The organism is Anaerocolumna aminovalerica, from assembly GCF_900115365.1.
Lineage (GTDB): Bacteria > Bacillota > Clostridia > Lachnospirales > Lachnospiraceae > Anaerocolumna > Anaerocolumna aminovalerica.
Window position 1 is genome coordinate 12,841 of record NZ_FOWD01000027.1, and the last position, 15,389, is coordinate 28,229.

Annotated in this window: 14 protein-coding genes; 3 read left to right on the forward strand and 11 right to left on the reverse strand. The window is 33.4% G+C overall.

Annotated elements, in window-relative coordinates:
- Positions 1-61 precede the first annotated feature (61 nt).
- From rpmF to BM183_RS14155, 5 genes are all read right to left on the reverse strand, one after another.
- Entirely contained in the window at positions 62-244 is a 183-nt protein-coding gene (gene rpmF / locus BM183_RS14135; RefSeq protein ID WP_091687525.1) for a 50S ribosomal protein L32, read from the reverse strand.
- 2 nt (positions 245-246) lie between these two features.
- Positions 247-774: a YceD family protein gene (locus tag BM183_RS14140; protein WP_091687526.1), complete on the reverse strand. Its 528-nt coding sequence runs from the start codon at positions 772-774 to the stop codon at positions 247-249.
- A gap of 116 nt (positions 775-890) precedes the next feature.
- A complete protein-coding gene (locus BM183_RS14145) occupies positions 891-2,078 on the reverse strand; it encodes an acetate/propionate family kinase (protein WP_091687527.1) in 1,188 nt (395 codons plus the stop codon).
- 238 nt (positions 2,079-2,316) lie between these two features.
- On the reverse strand, positions 2,317-3,321 hold the full coding sequence (gene pta, locus BM183_RS14150) for a phosphate acetyltransferase (RefSeq protein ID WP_091687528.1): 1,005 nt from the start codon (positions 3,319-3,321) through the stop codon (positions 2,317-2,319).
- 185 nt (positions 3,322-3,506) lie between these two features.
- On the reverse strand, positions 3,507-4,760 hold the full coding sequence (locus BM183_RS14155; RefSeq protein WP_091687529.1) for an HD-GYP domain-containing protein: 1,254 nt from the start codon (positions 4,758-4,760) through the stop codon (positions 3,507-3,509).
- 123 nt (positions 4,761-4,883) lie between these two features.
- On the opposite strand from BM183_RS14155, the gene BM183_RS14160 reads away from it, so the two are divergent.
- Positions 4,884-6,155 (forward strand): nucleotidyltransferase, encoded by a 1,272-nt coding sequence (locus tag BM183_RS14160; RefSeq protein ID WP_091687530.1) that lies wholly within the window; start codon positions 4,884-4,886, stop codon positions 6,153-6,155.
- A 15-nt stretch (positions 6,156-6,170) separates the two neighbouring features.
- Positions 6,171-6,701 carry a CDP-alcohol phosphatidyltransferase family protein gene (locus BM183_RS14165; RefSeq protein ID WP_091687531.1) on the forward strand — a complete coding sequence of 177 codons (531 nt, stop codon included), beginning with the start codon at positions 6,171-6,173 and terminating at the stop codon, positions 6,699-6,701.
- A 70-nt stretch (positions 6,702-6,771) separates the two neighbouring features.
- On the opposite strand, the gene pepF is transcribed toward BM183_RS14165, so the two are convergent.
- On the reverse strand, positions 6,772-8,577 hold the full coding sequence (gene pepF / locus BM183_RS14170) for an oligoendopeptidase F (protein ID WP_091687532.1): 1,806 nt from the start codon (positions 8,575-8,577) through the stop codon (positions 6,772-6,774).
- Between the two features lie 418 nt (positions 8,578-8,995).
- Between pepF and BM183_RS14175 the strand changes: the two genes are divergently transcribed.
- Positions 8,996-9,988 carry a transporter gene (locus BM183_RS14175; protein ID WP_141398591.1) on the forward strand — a complete coding sequence of 331 codons (993 nt, stop codon included), beginning with the start codon at positions 8,996-8,998 and terminating at the stop codon, positions 9,986-9,988.
- Here BM183_RS14175 and BM183_RS14180 read toward each other — a convergent pair.
- The 5 genes from BM183_RS14180 to BM183_RS14200 all read right to left on the reverse strand — a co-directional run bounded on the left by BM183_RS14180 (position 9,983) and on the right by BM183_RS14200 (position 15,273).
- Complete coding sequence (locus tag BM183_RS14180; protein WP_091687534.1) at positions 9,983-10,630, reverse strand: FliH/SctL family protein; 648 nt, start codon at positions 10,628-10,630, stop codon at positions 9,983-9,985. The genes BM183_RS14175 and BM183_RS14180 overlap by 6 nt on opposite strands.
- Position 10,631: 1 nt before the next feature.
- Positions 10,632-11,135, reverse strand: coding sequence for a pantetheine-phosphate adenylyltransferase (coaD, locus tag BM183_RS14185; protein WP_330392427.1), 504 nt, complete (start codon positions 11,133-11,135; stop codon positions 10,632-10,634).
- Between the two features lie 275 nt (positions 11,136-11,410).
- Positions 11,411-11,968 (reverse strand): 16S rRNA (guanine(966)-N(2))-methyltransferase RsmD, encoded by a 558-nt coding sequence (gene rsmD / locus BM183_RS14190; protein ID WP_091687535.1) that lies wholly within the window; start codon positions 11,966-11,968, stop codon positions 11,411-11,413.
- A 333-nt stretch (positions 11,969-12,301) separates the two neighbouring features.
- Positions 12,302-12,505 (reverse strand): alpha/beta-type small acid-soluble spore protein, encoded by a 204-nt coding sequence (locus BM183_RS14195; protein WP_091687536.1) that lies wholly within the window; start codon positions 12,503-12,505, stop codon positions 12,302-12,304.
- Between the two features lie 503 nt (positions 12,506-13,008).
- The gene (locus BM183_RS14200) at positions 13,009-15,273 is read right to left on the reverse strand and encodes a DUF2298 domain-containing protein (protein WP_170848027.1); all 2,265 of its coding nucleotides are present in this window, start codon (positions 15,271-15,273) and stop codon (positions 13,009-13,011) included.
- Positions 15,274-15,389 lie beyond the last annotated feature (116 nt).

A 15,389-nucleotide genomic window follows, 5' to 3' on the forward strand; every position in this document is an offset into this window, starting at 1 on the left:
AAAATAAAAAAATCAAGGATCTGATTTTCTCAAACCCTTGATTTTATGTGATTTCTAAGCATTAATCCTGTGGAATTATTTCTTTTTTATTGTAAGAACCACAAGCCTTGCAAACTCTATGTGGTACCATTAATGCTCCACATTTGCTGCACTTTACTAAATTAGGTGCTGACATTTTCCAGTTTGCTCTACGGCTGTCTCTTCTAGCTTTTGAAGATTTATTCTTTGGACAGATAGCTCCCATGATTACACCTCCTTAAAATTCTTGAATATATCTCGGATTACTGACATTCTGGGATCCGGATCAGGTTCACTGCAATTGCAGGTGTTCTTATTCAGATTCGTCCCACAAACTTTACATAAACCTTTACAGTCCTCATCACACAGAACCTTCATGGGAAAGTCTATAAGTATCTCATTATAGACTAATAAATCTACATCCAGATTATATTCGTCGATATAATTTGTTTCATCTAAATCCTTAATTCGGTCTTCTGACCTATGATTTAAATCTAAATCTTTAAATATCTTTAGTTCAAACAAGGTTTCTACGTCTTCAAGGCATCTATTGCACGGAATTAATAAAGATATTTTTGCTTCGCCTTCAATCCGGACTTTACGCTCTCCCATATGGGTTATGGTAAGATCAGCACTGGATTTTTCAGCAAAAGGATAACAAATCCCTTCCAAGCAAAAGCTTTCTAATTCGATGGGAGCTTGAATATGTTCGACTTTGCCGTTAACAGATATAATATCTGATAAATTAATTAGCATAACAATCTCCTATCTTTTATAAATTCGCACTGTTTACATTATAGACAGGTGCCCATGATTTGTCAATAATAAATTTTTATTTAAACGTAATTTTAAGCCTTTATTTAAAGTAAAAATTAGATTAATGCAACTGTTTCTCTGGCAATAGCTAATTCTTCGTTTGTAGGGATTACACAAACTTTAACTTTAGAATCTTCCGTTGAAACAATACTTTCTTTTCCTCTAATGTTATTCTTTTCATAATCAATTGTAATTCCAAGGAATCCAAGATAAGAAGACACGCTTGCTCTTATATTTTTATCGTTTTCACCAAGTCCTGCTGTAAATGCAATAGCATCTACACCATTCATTGCAGCAACATAAGATCCAATATATCTTGCTACTCGATATGCGAATACTTCCGTAGCAAGTTTTGCTCTTTCATTACCCCCTGTGGCAGCATTTTCTAAATCTCTAAAGTCACTGGATACACCGGATAAACCTAATACACCAGATTTTTTATTCAAAATATTCATAACTTCTTCAATAGATTTATTCTCTTTATTTGCGATAAATTCTATGATTGCCGGGTCAATGCTACCACTTCTTGTTCCCATGATAAGACCTTCAAGTGGAGTAAGTCCCATACTGGTATCTACGGATTTACCGTTTAATACTGCTGTAACGCTTGCACCATTTCCTAAATGGCAAACAACGATTTTAGAGTTATCCTTATCTAATCCTACCATATCGATTGCTCTGGTAGCAACGTAACTATGGCTTGTACCATGGAAACCATATCTTCTTATTTTGTATTTTTCGTAATACTCATATGGAATACCATATAGATATGCTTTTGCAGGCATTGTCTGATGAAAAGCGGTATCAAATACAGCTACCATAGGTACATTTGGCATAAGACTCTTACAAGCATTAATACCAATTAGATTAGCAGGGTTGTGTAATGGTGCTAAATCATTACATTCCTCGATTCCTTTTATTACTTCGTCAGTAATAACGGTAGAAGATGCGAATTTTTCTCCTCCATGAACTACTCTGTGACCTACTGCACCGATTTCATCCAAGGATTTGATTACACCATGGTTATTATCTGTAAGAGCTTCCAGTACTAATTTAATTGCTGTTTCATGAGTATCCATTGTCTCATTTATAACTACTTTTTCTCCTCCTGCGGGAGTATGATTTAAACGGCCATCAATACCAATTCTTTCACATAGACCTACGGCTAAAGCCTTTTCTGACTCGGAATCAATTAACTGATATTTCAATGATGAACTACCACAGTTAATAACTAAAACTTTCATTATTACACCTATTGTATACCACAAGTTTACTTGCGATACCGCCACAAATATATAGTTTGAAAGAATCTAGTTGTGGCATCCTTTCGTATTAATATTTTCTTTCAAACCTTCAATAATTAACAGATGAAGAAGTCAAAATGAGAATTCCAATGGATTCTCATTCTGGGTTCTACCTAATGGAAGGCATAGCTTCCATTTGTGAAGATGCTTCTTCTTCACAGTTTTTTCATTTTGTGAATTATTTATTATCAATCGCACTAGCTTGTACTGCTGTAATAGCAATTACACCAACGATATCATCAGCACTGCATCCTCTGGATAAATCATTAACCGGTTTTGCAATACCTTGAGTCATTGGGCCATATGCTTCTGCTTTTGCTAATCTTTGAACCAATTTATATCCAATATTACCTGCATCTAAATCAGGGAATACAAGAACATTAGCCTTACCTGCAACCTGACTTTCCGGAGCTTTGGCAGCACCTACACTTGGGATAATGGATGCATCAGCCTGTAATTCACCATCAATCTTAATATCAGGATAAGATTCTTTGGCAATTTTCGTAGCCTCTACTACTTTGTCAACGTCAGCATGTTTTGCACTTCCCTTTGTAGAATGAGAAAGCATAGACACTATTGGTTCAGCACCGATAAGAGCTTTGAAACTCTTTGCGGAACTTTCTGCAATCGCTGCTAATTCTTCAGAATTTGGATTTTGATTTAAACCACAATCGGAGAATACAAATGTTCCATTATGACCATATTCACAATTTGGAACAACCATAATAAAGAAAGAAGAAACTAACTTTGTTCCTGGAGCTGTTTTTAGAATCTGAAGAGATGGTCTTAGTACATTTGCGGTTGAATTGACTGCACCTGCAACCATACCGTCTGCATCTCCTGCTTTTACCATTGTTACACCAAATGTTAAATAATCTTTTGTCAATGTTTCTCTAGCCAATTCAGGTGTCATACCCTTACTTTTTCTAATTTCAACAAGAAGATTAATGTAAGAATCTAATTTGTCTGTTGTTTCAGGATCTACAAATGCAGCACCTGATAAATCAAAGCCTTCTGCTGTTCTTTTAATGTTTTCTTCGTTGCCTAAAAGAACTACTTTAGCAACACCTTCCGCCAAAATTCTGGAAGCTGCTTCTAATGTTCTTTTATCTGCGGTTTCAGGAAGAACGATGGTTTTCATGTTTTGTTTCGCTCTTGCCTTAATGTCTTCAATAAATCCCACTTTGAGTAAACTCCTTTCATATCGCATAATCTAAATTTTTATAATATTTTCCACACAGTAAAATCTCACAACTTTCATTATAGTCCAAAAAATTCTTACATACAAGTAAATAAATAATTTTTTAACACATTTTTTGTCGAATCAGATGAATACTATTAAATCACTTACTATTATATACAAATATCTTATATTAATTCTAAAAACTGGTTATAAAGGCTTTCATAACTATCGCTCATTGCTGCATATTTTTGCAATGGCTCCTTACAATCACTTCTAACATTTTCCATAAGGGTGTCATAAAATTTCTTTACACAATCTACTACTTCTGCACTAATCTTACCCTTATCTGCTTCTTTTGTTAAGATAGAAAGAATCTTGTCCTTATCAAAGGAGGTTTTATAACTTCGTACACCATATAAGGCACTTATAATATCTGCAACTGCCAGAATACGTTGGGGCAGGGTTAACTGACTTGCTGTCAGTCCTTTATGATAACCAGAACCATCTAACTTCTCATGATGGCGGACAGCTATTTGGACAATTTCTTCATCTATGTAATCTTTTAGAATCAACTCACTAACTGCAACATGATTTTTCATAATTTCCATCTCTTCTGCAGTTAATCCTCTAGGTGCTTCTAAAATACTTAGGGGCGTTGATATCTTGCCAATATCGTGGAGTAAAGCTCCGTAATGAAGATTGTAGGTATCTTTATCATCTAACCCTATCAATCTCCCCAGCTGGTCTGCCACACTTACCGTTGTAATGGTATGCCTAACCGTATGTTCGCTTCTAAAATCAATGGAGTAAATTAACATCTGTAGAAATTGTTCTTTTTCTAAGGAAGTAAAAACTGATTTTTCTAAAAATTGATTCAATTCTTCCTGATAACTGTTATCTTCTATTTTCTCCAAAATATGATATCTCAGCTGTGCATTATGGAACAAATCCAGTGCATGCCCGGAATATTGAATATCTCTTAACCGATAAAACTTTTCCGGAACAATATTTTTTGAGGTTATTTTATTTACATCAATTCTATCGGCCAGATTTAAATAGCTGGAAATTACTTCATGCTTACTACGAAATTTTATCAATTTATTGTAATCAATATGATGGAATAAAATTGTCTCTGCCAAATCCTCTAATGGTGTTAAATGCTTAAAAAATAAATATCCATAGATAGAATGCTCCCAGATGTTTCTCGTTTCAAATTTAATCATATTGTCAATTTCATCTGTTTTGTATGCACCAATGTCATGAAATAAGGCCGAAATGGTATAATCTAACATTTCCTGCTGGGAATACTTATTCTCATATTCCATCATTTTATAAATGATATACCCCACTCTCTCTCCATGATTAATGAGTCTTTCATCAATTAAATTTAAAGCTCTTTTCAGAATATTAATAACATCCTTGCTTTTAATTACGTTCATAACTTTTCTCCTTAGTAAAAATATATCTGTCAATTATTAGTTGTGAAAAAAGACTTTTTCTTGTAAAATAACTTCAAATAGAATATATTGAATATACTATATTGAAAGTCAAAAGGAGCAATCATGAAAGTCGTAGGTTTAATAACAGAATACAATCCCTTTCATAATGGCCATAAATATCATATGGAGGAAGCAAAAAGAATTACCGGAGCTGACCACGTCGTTGTAGTAATGAGTGGTAACTTTGTTCAACGGGGTACCCCAGCTATCATGAATAAGTACAGCCGTGCTAAAATGGCTCTATCCTGTGGAGCTGACGTTGTTTTCGAACTGCCTGTCTGCTATTCCACTGGTAGTGCAGAGTATTTTTCACTGGGTGCTGTATCTTTATTGAATCAACTGGGTATCATCGATGAAATTTGTTTTGGGAGTGAATGCGGTAATGTACACGAACTAACCTCTATAGCTAGAATAGTAGCAGAAGAACCTCTTGAATACAAGACCTTATTAGGCACTTTTTTGAAAAAAGGGTATACTTTTCCATTAGCAAGAACTTATGCATTAAAGGCTCTGTTACCGGATATAGATGAGGCTATATTATCATCTCCCAATAACATCCTTGGTATAGAATATATAAAAGCTCTAATGCAACTAAAAAGTTCCATAAAACCGGTAACCATAGTAAGAAAACTTGCCGGGTACCATGAAGAAGAATTAAATATATCCCCCCAAAAGGGTACAAGTACTGCTGCCAGTAAAACTGCTTCTATTAGTTCAGCTACTGCCATTCGTAAATCCATTTTGGAAACAACCCCATTAACGGCTTTAGAGCCTCATGTCCCCGGAGAAGTATTAAACATACTAAAAGAAGAATATAGTAAAACCTTCCCTATATATGATGATGATTATACTTTATTATTACAATATAAATTAATGTTGGAAACCAAAGAATCCCTTTCCGGGTATTTGGATTTATCAAATGATATAGCAAACCGAATTAAGAATACAAATATATCACTACTGACATATTCTCAATTGGCACAAGAAATTAAGACGAAACAACTAACTCTGACTCGCGTAAACAGAGCTTTTACCCATATATTATTAAATATAACTACAGCCAGTATGGAAGAGTATAAAAGGAAAGGTTATACCCAATATGCCCGTATACTTGGACTAAAAAAGGCCTCCTCATACCTGCTTAGGCAAATCCAGGACAAAGCTCAAATCCCCATCATAACCAAAGTAGGGAATGCTTCAAAAACCCTAAACCAGACAGGTCGTAAAATGCTTCATGAAGATATCTTCGCTGCTAACTTATACAATCAGGTAATCTACCATAAGTATAACACTTTAATAAAAGATGAGTATACACATGGAATTATATTAATTTAATGATGAGGCTGTAAAATGAAATCAATAGCAAATTATATATCCATATCAAGAATACTGCTTGTACTTACTTTAATTTTTATTGAACCATTAAGTACAACATTTTATATTATTTATTTTATCAGTGGAATAAGCGATATTTTAGATGGCTTTATAGCCAGAAAGTATAATATAACAAGTACTTTAAATGAAAAACTGGATTCATTTGCAGATTTGGTAATGGTAACAGTACTTATCATTATACTGTATCCGATTATTAATCCCTCGGTTCAAGTTCTGATCTGGGTAATTTTTATTGGCATAATTAGAATTGCATCTGTAATTGCTGCTTTTTTTAAGTATAAGACCTTCTGTATGCTTCATACCTATTCAAATAAAATAACAGGATTTATGCTTTTTTTATTTCCCATGTTGCTTACAGCTTTCCAGTCAGATGTTCTTATGTATGTAATCTGTATCATTGCTAATATATCTGCAATAGAAGAACTAATTATTATTCTGCTATCAAGTAAGCCCCAAGCAAATAGAAAAAGCATATTTACAAAATAATCTGAATATATTCTTCACGAATCCTGTAATTGAATTCGTGAAGAATCATCTATGCTAATATTCTAGGACTCTATCCCAATAGTTCTTCCATTTCGTCTAAAAGTTTACCAAATAAAGCCAATGCATCATTAACCGGTTCTTTCTTACTCATATCAACGCCGGCTTTCTTTAAAAGTTCAATTGGATAATCGGAACTTCCACCGCTTAAAAACTTGTTAATATAATCCTCTACAGCCGGCTCACCTTCTTTAAGAATCTTTCTGGAAAGTGCAATTGCAGCAGAATAACCAGTAGCATATTGATATACATAAAAAGGCTTATAAAAGTGGGGAATTCTTGCCCATTCTATATCAATTTCCGGATCAATAACAATATCATTACCAAAATATTTCACATTTAAGTCATGATAAACCTTGCATAAACTCTCTGCAGTTAAAGATTCTCCATCTAAATACATTTGATGAGTAATCATTTCAAATTCCGCAAACATGGTTTGTCTAAATAAAGTGGACTTAAATTGCTCTAAAAAGTAATTAATTAAATAAGCTCTTTCCTTCTTGTTCTTGGTATTACTAAGCAAATATTCCATTAATAATGATTCGTTACAAGTTGAGGCAACTTCAGCAACAAAGATTTTGTATCCTGCATAGCGAATAGGAAGAGCCTTATCAGAATAATAACTGTGAATAGCATGACCCATTTCATGGGCAAGGGTAAACACATTCTTTAAACTTCCCTGATAATTCAGCAATACATAAGGATGGGTTCCATATGCCCCCCATGAATAAGCACCGCTTCTCTTACCTTCATTTTCATAAATATCAATCCAACCATTGTCATAACCTTCTTTTAAGATGGTACGGTAATTATCACCCAGTGGGGCCATACCTTTATAGACAATATCCTTAGCCTCTTCAAAGTTTACTTCTATATCTGCATCTTTTACAATAGGTGTATAAAGATCATACATGTGAAGTTCCTCTAACCCCAATGCTTTTTTACGCAAAGACACGTACCGGTGCATAAGGGGAAGATTCTCATGTACTGCATTGATTAAATTGGTGTAAACTTCTGCAGGAATGTTACTGTCATCCAGTGCCATTGCTAAAGAAGATGGATACTTTCTTGCTTTGGCAAGAAAAGCTTCATTTTTTACATTAGCGCTATAAGTGGCAGCTAATGTATTCTTAAACTTCATATAAGCAGAATGAATGCCTTCAAAGGCATCTTTTCTCACTCTTCTGTCAGCACTTTCCATAAAAGTACCGTAACGTCCATGGGTAATTGTAACCTTTTCTCCATTCTCATCTTCAATGGCAGGAAATTTAATATCTGCATTATGAAACATGTTGAATATAATACTTGGAGCTTCTGACATAGCACCGGTGTCTGCCAATAATTCTTCCATCTCTGCTGATAATACATGGGGTTTATGTCTAAGAATTTCCTTAATTGAAAATTGATATGACTGCAGCTCTTTATTGGAAGCAAGATACTGTTGAATGGTTTCTTCAGGAATTGTCAAAATCTCTGGTACAGCAAATGAAAAAGCGCTATTTAACATAACTTCCAAAATACTTGCCTGATTGGAAAAATCCTGATAAGTACTATTAGAAGTGTCTTCGTGATATCTTTGATTTGCATACACGTAAACACGCTCAAAATGTCCTGCAATTTCATCCTCAAGTTTATAAAATTCTAAAAGAATATCTGCTGATTCCCATAATCGTCCCTGGTAATTGCTTACTTTGGAAATCAACTTCTTTGTCAGCTCATATTCCTCTTTCCACTCCTCATCTGTTTGAAACAAGTCACTAATAGCCCACTTGAATTGTTCTGCTACTTCTGATCGTTTTAGTTGTTTTTTATTGTCCATTATTATACCTATTGCATATCACACCTGTTTATGCAGGATACTCTGCCTATGATGCGATATTGCCACATAAAATCGGTTGAAAGAATCAATTTGTGGCAACCTTTCATTTAATATTTTCCTTCAACTTAATTCATTATGGAAGCATTATAATTCATTGGTGAAAGGAGATAAACTTGCCTATAGAAAGTTTATCCCCTTACGCTCCTTGCTCATAACCTCATTGCCACTATGTGGCATTTTAACTGGAGCCCTAACTTCTCCTGTAATCAGGCAAGCCCTCTTCCCTGATGAGGTTAAATTGTGTCATTCTTTACATTATACACCATGAGATATCTGTTCTCAAGAAATAATCTAGTTTTTCTGCATATATTGGACAGCAGCCAAATAAATTATATTAATGATTTTCTTGGAGAAAATAATGCGACGATTATCCCACACTCAATATATGAAAAAAAATAAGGGAAGTAAAAGGCTATCAAAAGTCGGTATTGTCCTATTTTTAGTTCTAATTCTAATCTTTCCTTCCGACGCTTATATAGGTGCAAAAAAGGGTTTACTTTTATGGTTTAATACGGTATTACCAACTTTGCTTCCATTTATTATTATGTCCAATCTTATTATACGATTACAAATAACAAAGCCTCTTAGTAAACTTCTTTATCCTTTTTTTCATTTTATTTTTAAGGTAAGCAAAGGAGGCTGTTATCCCATTTTAATAGGTTTTCTTTCCGGAATACCGGTTGGTGCCAAATCTGTTGGTGATTTATATAGTAATGGCAGCATAGATGAGGAGGAAGCCCAATATCTGTTAAGTTTTTGTAACAATTCCAGCCCTATGTTTATTATGGGCTACATTGCTATATCACAATTAAAAATGAAAGAGCTTAGAGGTCCATTGTTATTTATTATCTACATTTCCGGTATTATAGCTGCTTTTCTTTATTTTAGAATTCTGGGATTACATAAAAGAAAAATAGTAAATGCCACCGAATTTGGAAATAGCTTAATTGATAATACTGAATCAAGGTTTAGTTTTGCAGTATTGGATTCTGCAATTATGGATGGTTTTGAAGTAATTACAAAAGTAGGAGGATATATTATTCTGTTTTCCATTCCTGCACAGATCATCACAACTTTAGGTTCACCAAATAATCCGGCAAAGCTTCTTAGTATTGGACTCATTGAAATTACAACCGGGATCAACCAGATCAGTATGTCATCTTTGGATTTAACTATAAAAATAGTCTTAATTACTATAATTACCTCTTTAGGCGGCCTATCTGGTCTGGCACAAACAAAAAGTGTAATAAGTAATACAAGACTATCTTTTGGTACATATTTTAAAGTTAAATTAATTCATGCAGTAATTGCATTCCTGATGGCCTCTTTTTATGTAAGAATGTTTTTATAGATCCTGAAGGAAAGTATTTTCATCAAACTCAAAATCTTCCCCTTCCCTCTCTCTTTCTTCCGGTTCAGAGGGCTCGTTTACTTGCTGAGGCACTTCGTATTCCTGACCTCTTAGTTCTTTTTTATTATTAATTACGATTTCAAGGTTACCTTGCAGCGAATGGATTAGGCTCTCATATTTGTTTTTTGTACTTTCATATGTATGGGCTAAAATACGTTCCACATCGGACAGCATATCTTCTGTATACACCAGGGCACTTGAGCGAATTTGGTTAGCGTCATTATTGGCATCAGCAACAATTTTATTTGCTTCTGCTGCTGCTTTGCTAACCATTTCATTTGCCTCATAATAAGCCTGTTGCATAATCTCATGTTCATTCACTAAAGTATGTGCTTTTTCATCCGCCTGTGCTAAAATAGAAGCCGCCTTTTCCTCCGCATCCGCAATAATAGCATCTCTGTTTGCTATAATTTTTTGATAACGCTTAATTTCATCCGGAGTTCTAAGTCTTAATTCGTCCAGTAAATCATACAATTCATCTTTAGGGACAATTACCTTTGTGGTTGAAAGCGGCTGCATTCTGCAGCTTTCAATAAATTCATATATGTCTTCAATTAATTGTTCTATTCTGCTAACACCCATGCTAATCTCTCCTTAATTTCTTAAATTTATCTTGAATTGCTTGTACAACACAGGTTGGCACAAATTGTTCAACATTTCCACCATAACTTGCAATTTCCCTAACTGTACTGGAAGATAGATAGGAATATTGAACACTGGTTGTTAAAAATACAGTGTCAACATCTGGATTTAATTTATGATTTGTCTGAGCAAGCTGTAATTCATATTCAAAGTCTGTAACTACTCTTAATCCTCTAAATATAACAGATGCACTTTTTTCTCTTGCATAATCCACCAATAGTCCATCATAGGCTTCAATTATTACATTAGGAATATCCTTGGTTACTTCCCTTAATAATTCAACCCGTTCTTCTGTAGTAAATAAAGGTACCTTGTTACTATTTTTTAATACTCCAATTATTAAAGTATCTACTAATTGGGATGAACGTAAAATAATATCAAGATGTCCAAATGTAACCGGATCAAAACTACCCGGATAAATACCAATTCTCATATTTACACCCATTGTATCTCCCATATGCTTTCAGATGTGATACTCTGTTTGCAAACGTGATATTCTGCTTACAGATGTTACACTCTGTTTTACAGATGTGATACTGCCACAATTACACAGGTTGAAAGAATTACTTTGTGGCATTCTTTCTATACTTATTTTCTTTCAACCTTTCTAACTTAATGCCCCTTAGTGACATTACAAATCATGGATGAAGATGCCTTTTTTTACACTTCCCCCACGTAAATTTGAATTTAGTGTAATTCCAACTTACGTTTAGTGATTGTCTATTCTTTCAACTCGATAAAAATATGCTTATTGGTTTTATATTTCTTTTCTTTATATATTTTAAACTTTGTATGTTCAAGATAGTCAAATTCAGTTTCTATAGAGGCTTCCACAATAATAATAGTATTATAATAAATAATATTAGAAAATTGCAATGCCTCCAATACTTGTTTCTCCAACAGGCAATTATATGGTGGATCCATAAATATAACATCAAAGACTCTGCCTTGGATTTCTAAAGTTCTTATGGCGGATAATACATCCAAAGCTAACACAACACCATTCTCATTTAATTTGGTTATACGCAGATTATCTTTAATACATTCCACAGAAGCCCTGTTATTTTCAACAAAAACAGCTGATTTTGCACCTCTGCTTAATGCCTCAATACCTATAGCACCACTTCCGCTGAATAAATCGAGGAAATCACAATCAGCTAATTGCATATTAATCATATTAAATAAAGTTTCTTTTATTCGATCCGTTGTAGGCCGGGTATCTGAACCTTCTATTGTCTTTAATTTTAATCTTTTCGCTTTACCAGCTATCACTCTCATTTTATACCTCACTAATATACAATCCAAAAACAATCAATTATCTTATCGAGGCGAAACAACAGAAAGTATTGAAATATCTATTATTATTGTATATTATATAAAATTTTTGTCAACTTTTTTTTAAGAATACGCCTAGTTTACTTCATACATTCTACTCTATATTTATTCCCTTTTCAATAAATACCTACTTTCAATAGGTAATGTTTCCTATATCCGATTATAATAAAAGCTGCTCCGGAAATTAATCCCAAGCAGCTTTTTTATCAATTTAATTTACTTAATTTTATTCTTGTTATTTAATTAGTTGTCTTGCTTTACTAATTTAAATAATTATTATTGTAGTCCAGCCATTCTTTTTTGTTGTTCAGCGATCATTTTTTTAACCATCATACCACCAACGCTACCGTTCTGGTAAGAAGTTAAGTCACCATTGTAACCCTGTTTTAAAGGAACACCGATTTCATTTGCTACTTCATATTTAAAGCGGTCCATTGCTTCTCTTGCTTCAGGAACTGAAACTCTGTTTCTACTTGCCATAATAAACTCCTCCATTTTCTTATTTCCAACATTTCTACTTATAGTAGCGGTTAAAAATAATTCTTTGTTGTTGTTTGTTACGCTATTATTATATGTACAATTCTATAAAATACACTGGAACTTTTATGAAACTTCTTTTTTAAATAATTGTTTTTAAATTTTAAACGAGGTAATAACAGCAAGTTTACACATTAAAATATAAACTTTTTTTAAATCTCTTTATTAATTTTTGTTTTAGTATTATGTTTTTTTTAATATAAAATTCTTTAATATCGAACCATTTCCTGCTTTAAAAATGGCGGTAAACAATCTACTCTGCTTAAGATTATTTACCGCCAAATATTCTATTCTAGTTTTCCCTTATTACGGTCTGAAAACATTTCTTATACCTTATTCCATGAAATATTGTAAACACTTTACGTCATTTTTATCAATTGAAATGTTAATTAATTTTATAAAAAAATTTGAATCCAGAAACAGATTTGTTCAAATCCCTAATTTAGTTACCCCTTGGGCTCAATTTGAATAATATAAGTATCATTTATATCCTCCGAACCTGTATACACAATTCTGCCTAGCCTCTTTAATAAATCACTATTCAAAGAATTGTATTTGACCCGTTCTAATTTTCCAACATAAATATACTCAATTTCATATTTATCAATTAAAGTTTGAACCAGTTCCTGATCTGTGGAAGTGTATATTGTCTCTATATCTGCTGCACGCTTGTTCACAATATCCGTATCACCTCGCCATAACCATTCATGAACATACCAGCCAAGTACCGTTGGCAAACCGGTAAATACGGATACTCTGCCATAATCAGTATAACTGTCACCGTGAGCTTCCAAGATTACAGGCGTTCCTTTTATATTGTTATTCAGCCAGTTGATTGCCCTATAATCCTCTTGATTATCAGTAGAATTTAGAAATTCAGCAGCATCTAAACCTTTATAATCCTTAAAACTTTTATCCTTAATATACCAGGCCTTTACAGAAACCACCGGGTACCAAAAAGTAGTTAAGAACAAGAAAAGGGTTATATTAGCAAAGGTTTTTTGCCAATTAAAATGATGTAATTTTTTAAATTTCATAAAAATGTAACCACTGCATATACCAAACATAATAAAGGCCTGGTATGTCAGTTTAAACATAGTATTGGCCCTTTTATAGTCTCCCGAATAAATATCTTTAACATAGATAACTTCCGGCATTATTATTAAGCCGATTGCACACAACCCTAATACTAAAATATATAAATCGGAAGGAGATAAACTATTCAGGAATCGAAATAGTATAAACTTAGGATTATCATCTTGTGATTTATATTTTGTACTGCCTGCCAATTCGTACAAAAAACCAATAATTAATATTACAGGTAATCCCCAAAGGATAAGAAGCTGATATAATGGGGTATGTGCTTCTGTCAGCATAATCTCTGTAGATATCTGATCAAAATTTAATGTAAACGGCAAGGAAATAAGTTCTGAAAGCGTTATAATAAAAACACCCTGAAGTCCTGTAATTAATAAAGTCTTTAACCGAAATTCATAAATTACCCCATTAAAAAATAAAATTACTCCTCCTGCAACCACATAATAGATTGGAAAATCCCAAAAGTTCGTAGTATGGAATAAACCAATAAAAAATCCAATACTAATAATGAAGGGATTTAAAATTTCCTGTTTTATTTGAAATCCTTGTGCCTCCCGGTTATCTAACCTCCTCTTTTGATAAAGCAACCATGCGAACAAGATTCCAAGGAGTGTTAATACAAAGACTATGTTAATTACATGAGCGTGAAGGTCACCTAATACAAAAGAATATCCGGGAAATTCATGAATGGTTTTATCTGCCGTTTCCGGGTTATAGCCAATATATCTTGTAGAATTGGGGAACCAATAATCTGCAAAATCTCCCTCAATACCTAATATCTTTCTTATAGTTGGAACGACCCAATAATATAGGGTAAAATGCAGATTTCCTGCCAAAGAAACTCCTGCTCCGGATAAAATGCCGGCCATTCTTGGAATCCACTTGGGATTTAAGTATTTTTCTCCAAAGCGGTTTTTTGTAATATTATAAACCAATGAATAGGGAAGCATAAAAGAAAGGGCGGCCAACATGGTTAACATTAAATTATACCCTACATTCACTGAATTTAAGGACAACTTTGTTAAGAAGGCAGACATATACTGGCCTACATAATAATAATTAATGGTACTTCCGGAAAACCATAAGTCTTTGGGAGGCATATAATCCCCTCGCATCATAGCTGCCATGAAACCATAATCCATAAATTTTTCAGTTCCATGAGCTTCCGGTCTGAAACCTCTTATATAAGCCCATATTAAAAATATGAATAGAAAAAGTACCTCTTCTGCTATCATGGGAAATACATGATCTGAATCTAATAGAGTCATCTTTTCTTCTTTTTTGCTTTTTAAAAAAAGAATACCATTAATAATTAAGCAACCGGCTAAAACAATATAACAGGAAACTTCGGTAAATTTTAGAATCTTAAAGGAAGATAGTAACCACATCAGATAGCCGCTGGAAGCAATCCCAATCACTTTGGAAAACAGATACCCTCCATCATGATAGGAAGAAAACATTTTTCTTGTTAATGGAAGAAATAGAATTCCCAGTACAAAAACTGACAGCCACCACCTAAAAAACGGGAAAAAATCTTCTTTTAGAAAAATTCCTCCTACAATCATTAATAAGATAGTAAGTACATAAAGTGTAATATATTTTAACCTAAACATGCAATAAACTCCCATCTGATTATGTTAATAATAATACATAGCTTCTATTATAACATTATTCCTCATACTATCCTGGTTCCAGCACTTTAGCACCGCCAAACAATGGCAGCAATTAC

Bases quoted from the DNA above. Each gene is read 5' to 3' on its own strand.
- pepF (WP_091687532.1), bottom strand. From the start codon at position 8,577: ATGGACAATAAAAAACAACTAAAACGATCAGAAGTAGCAGAACAATTC.
- rsmD (WP_091687535.1), bottom strand. From the start codon at position 11,968: ATGAGAGTGATAGCTGGTAAAGCGAAAAGATTAAAATTAAAGACAATA.
- BM183_RS14175 (WP_141398591.1), top strand. From the start codon at position 8,996: ATGCGACGATTATCCCACACTCAATATATGAAAAAAAATAAGGGAAGT.
- BM183_RS14180 (WP_091687534.1), bottom strand. From the start codon at position 10,630: ATGGGTGTTAGCAGAATAGAACAATTAATTGAAGACATATATGAATTT.
- rpmF (WP_091687525.1), bottom strand. From the start codon at position 244: ATGGGAGCTATCTGTCCAAAGAATAAATCTTCAAAAGCTAGAAGAGAC.
- BM183_RS14140 (WP_091687526.1), bottom strand. From the start codon at position 774: ATGCTAATTAATTTATCAGATATTATATCTGTTAACGGCAAAGTCGAA.
- BM183_RS14145 (WP_091687527.1), bottom strand. From the start codon at position 2,078: ATGAAAGTTTTAGTTATTAACTGTGGTAGTTCATCATTGAAATATCAG.
- BM183_RS14195 (WP_091687536.1), bottom strand. From the start codon at position 12,505: ATGGCAAGTAGAAACAGAGTTTCAGTTCCTGAAGCAAGAGAAGCAATG.
- BM183_RS14200 (WP_170848027.1), bottom strand. From the start codon at position 15,273: ATGTTTAGGTTAAAATATATTACACTTTATGTACTTACTATCTTATTA.
- coaD (WP_330392427.1), bottom strand. From the start codon at position 11,135: ATGGGTGTAAATATGAGAATTGGTATTTATCCGGGTAGTTTTGATCCG.
- BM183_RS14165 (WP_091687531.1), top strand. From the start codon at position 6,171: ATGAAATCAATAGCAAATTATATATCCATATCAAGAATACTGCTTGTA.
- BM183_RS14160 (WP_091687530.1), top strand. From the start codon at position 4,884: ATGAAAGTCGTAGGTTTAATAACAGAATACAATCCCTTTCATAATGGC.
- BM183_RS14155 (WP_091687529.1), bottom strand. From the start codon at position 4,760: ATGAACGTAATTAAAAGCAAGGATGTTATTAATATTCTGAAAAGAGCT.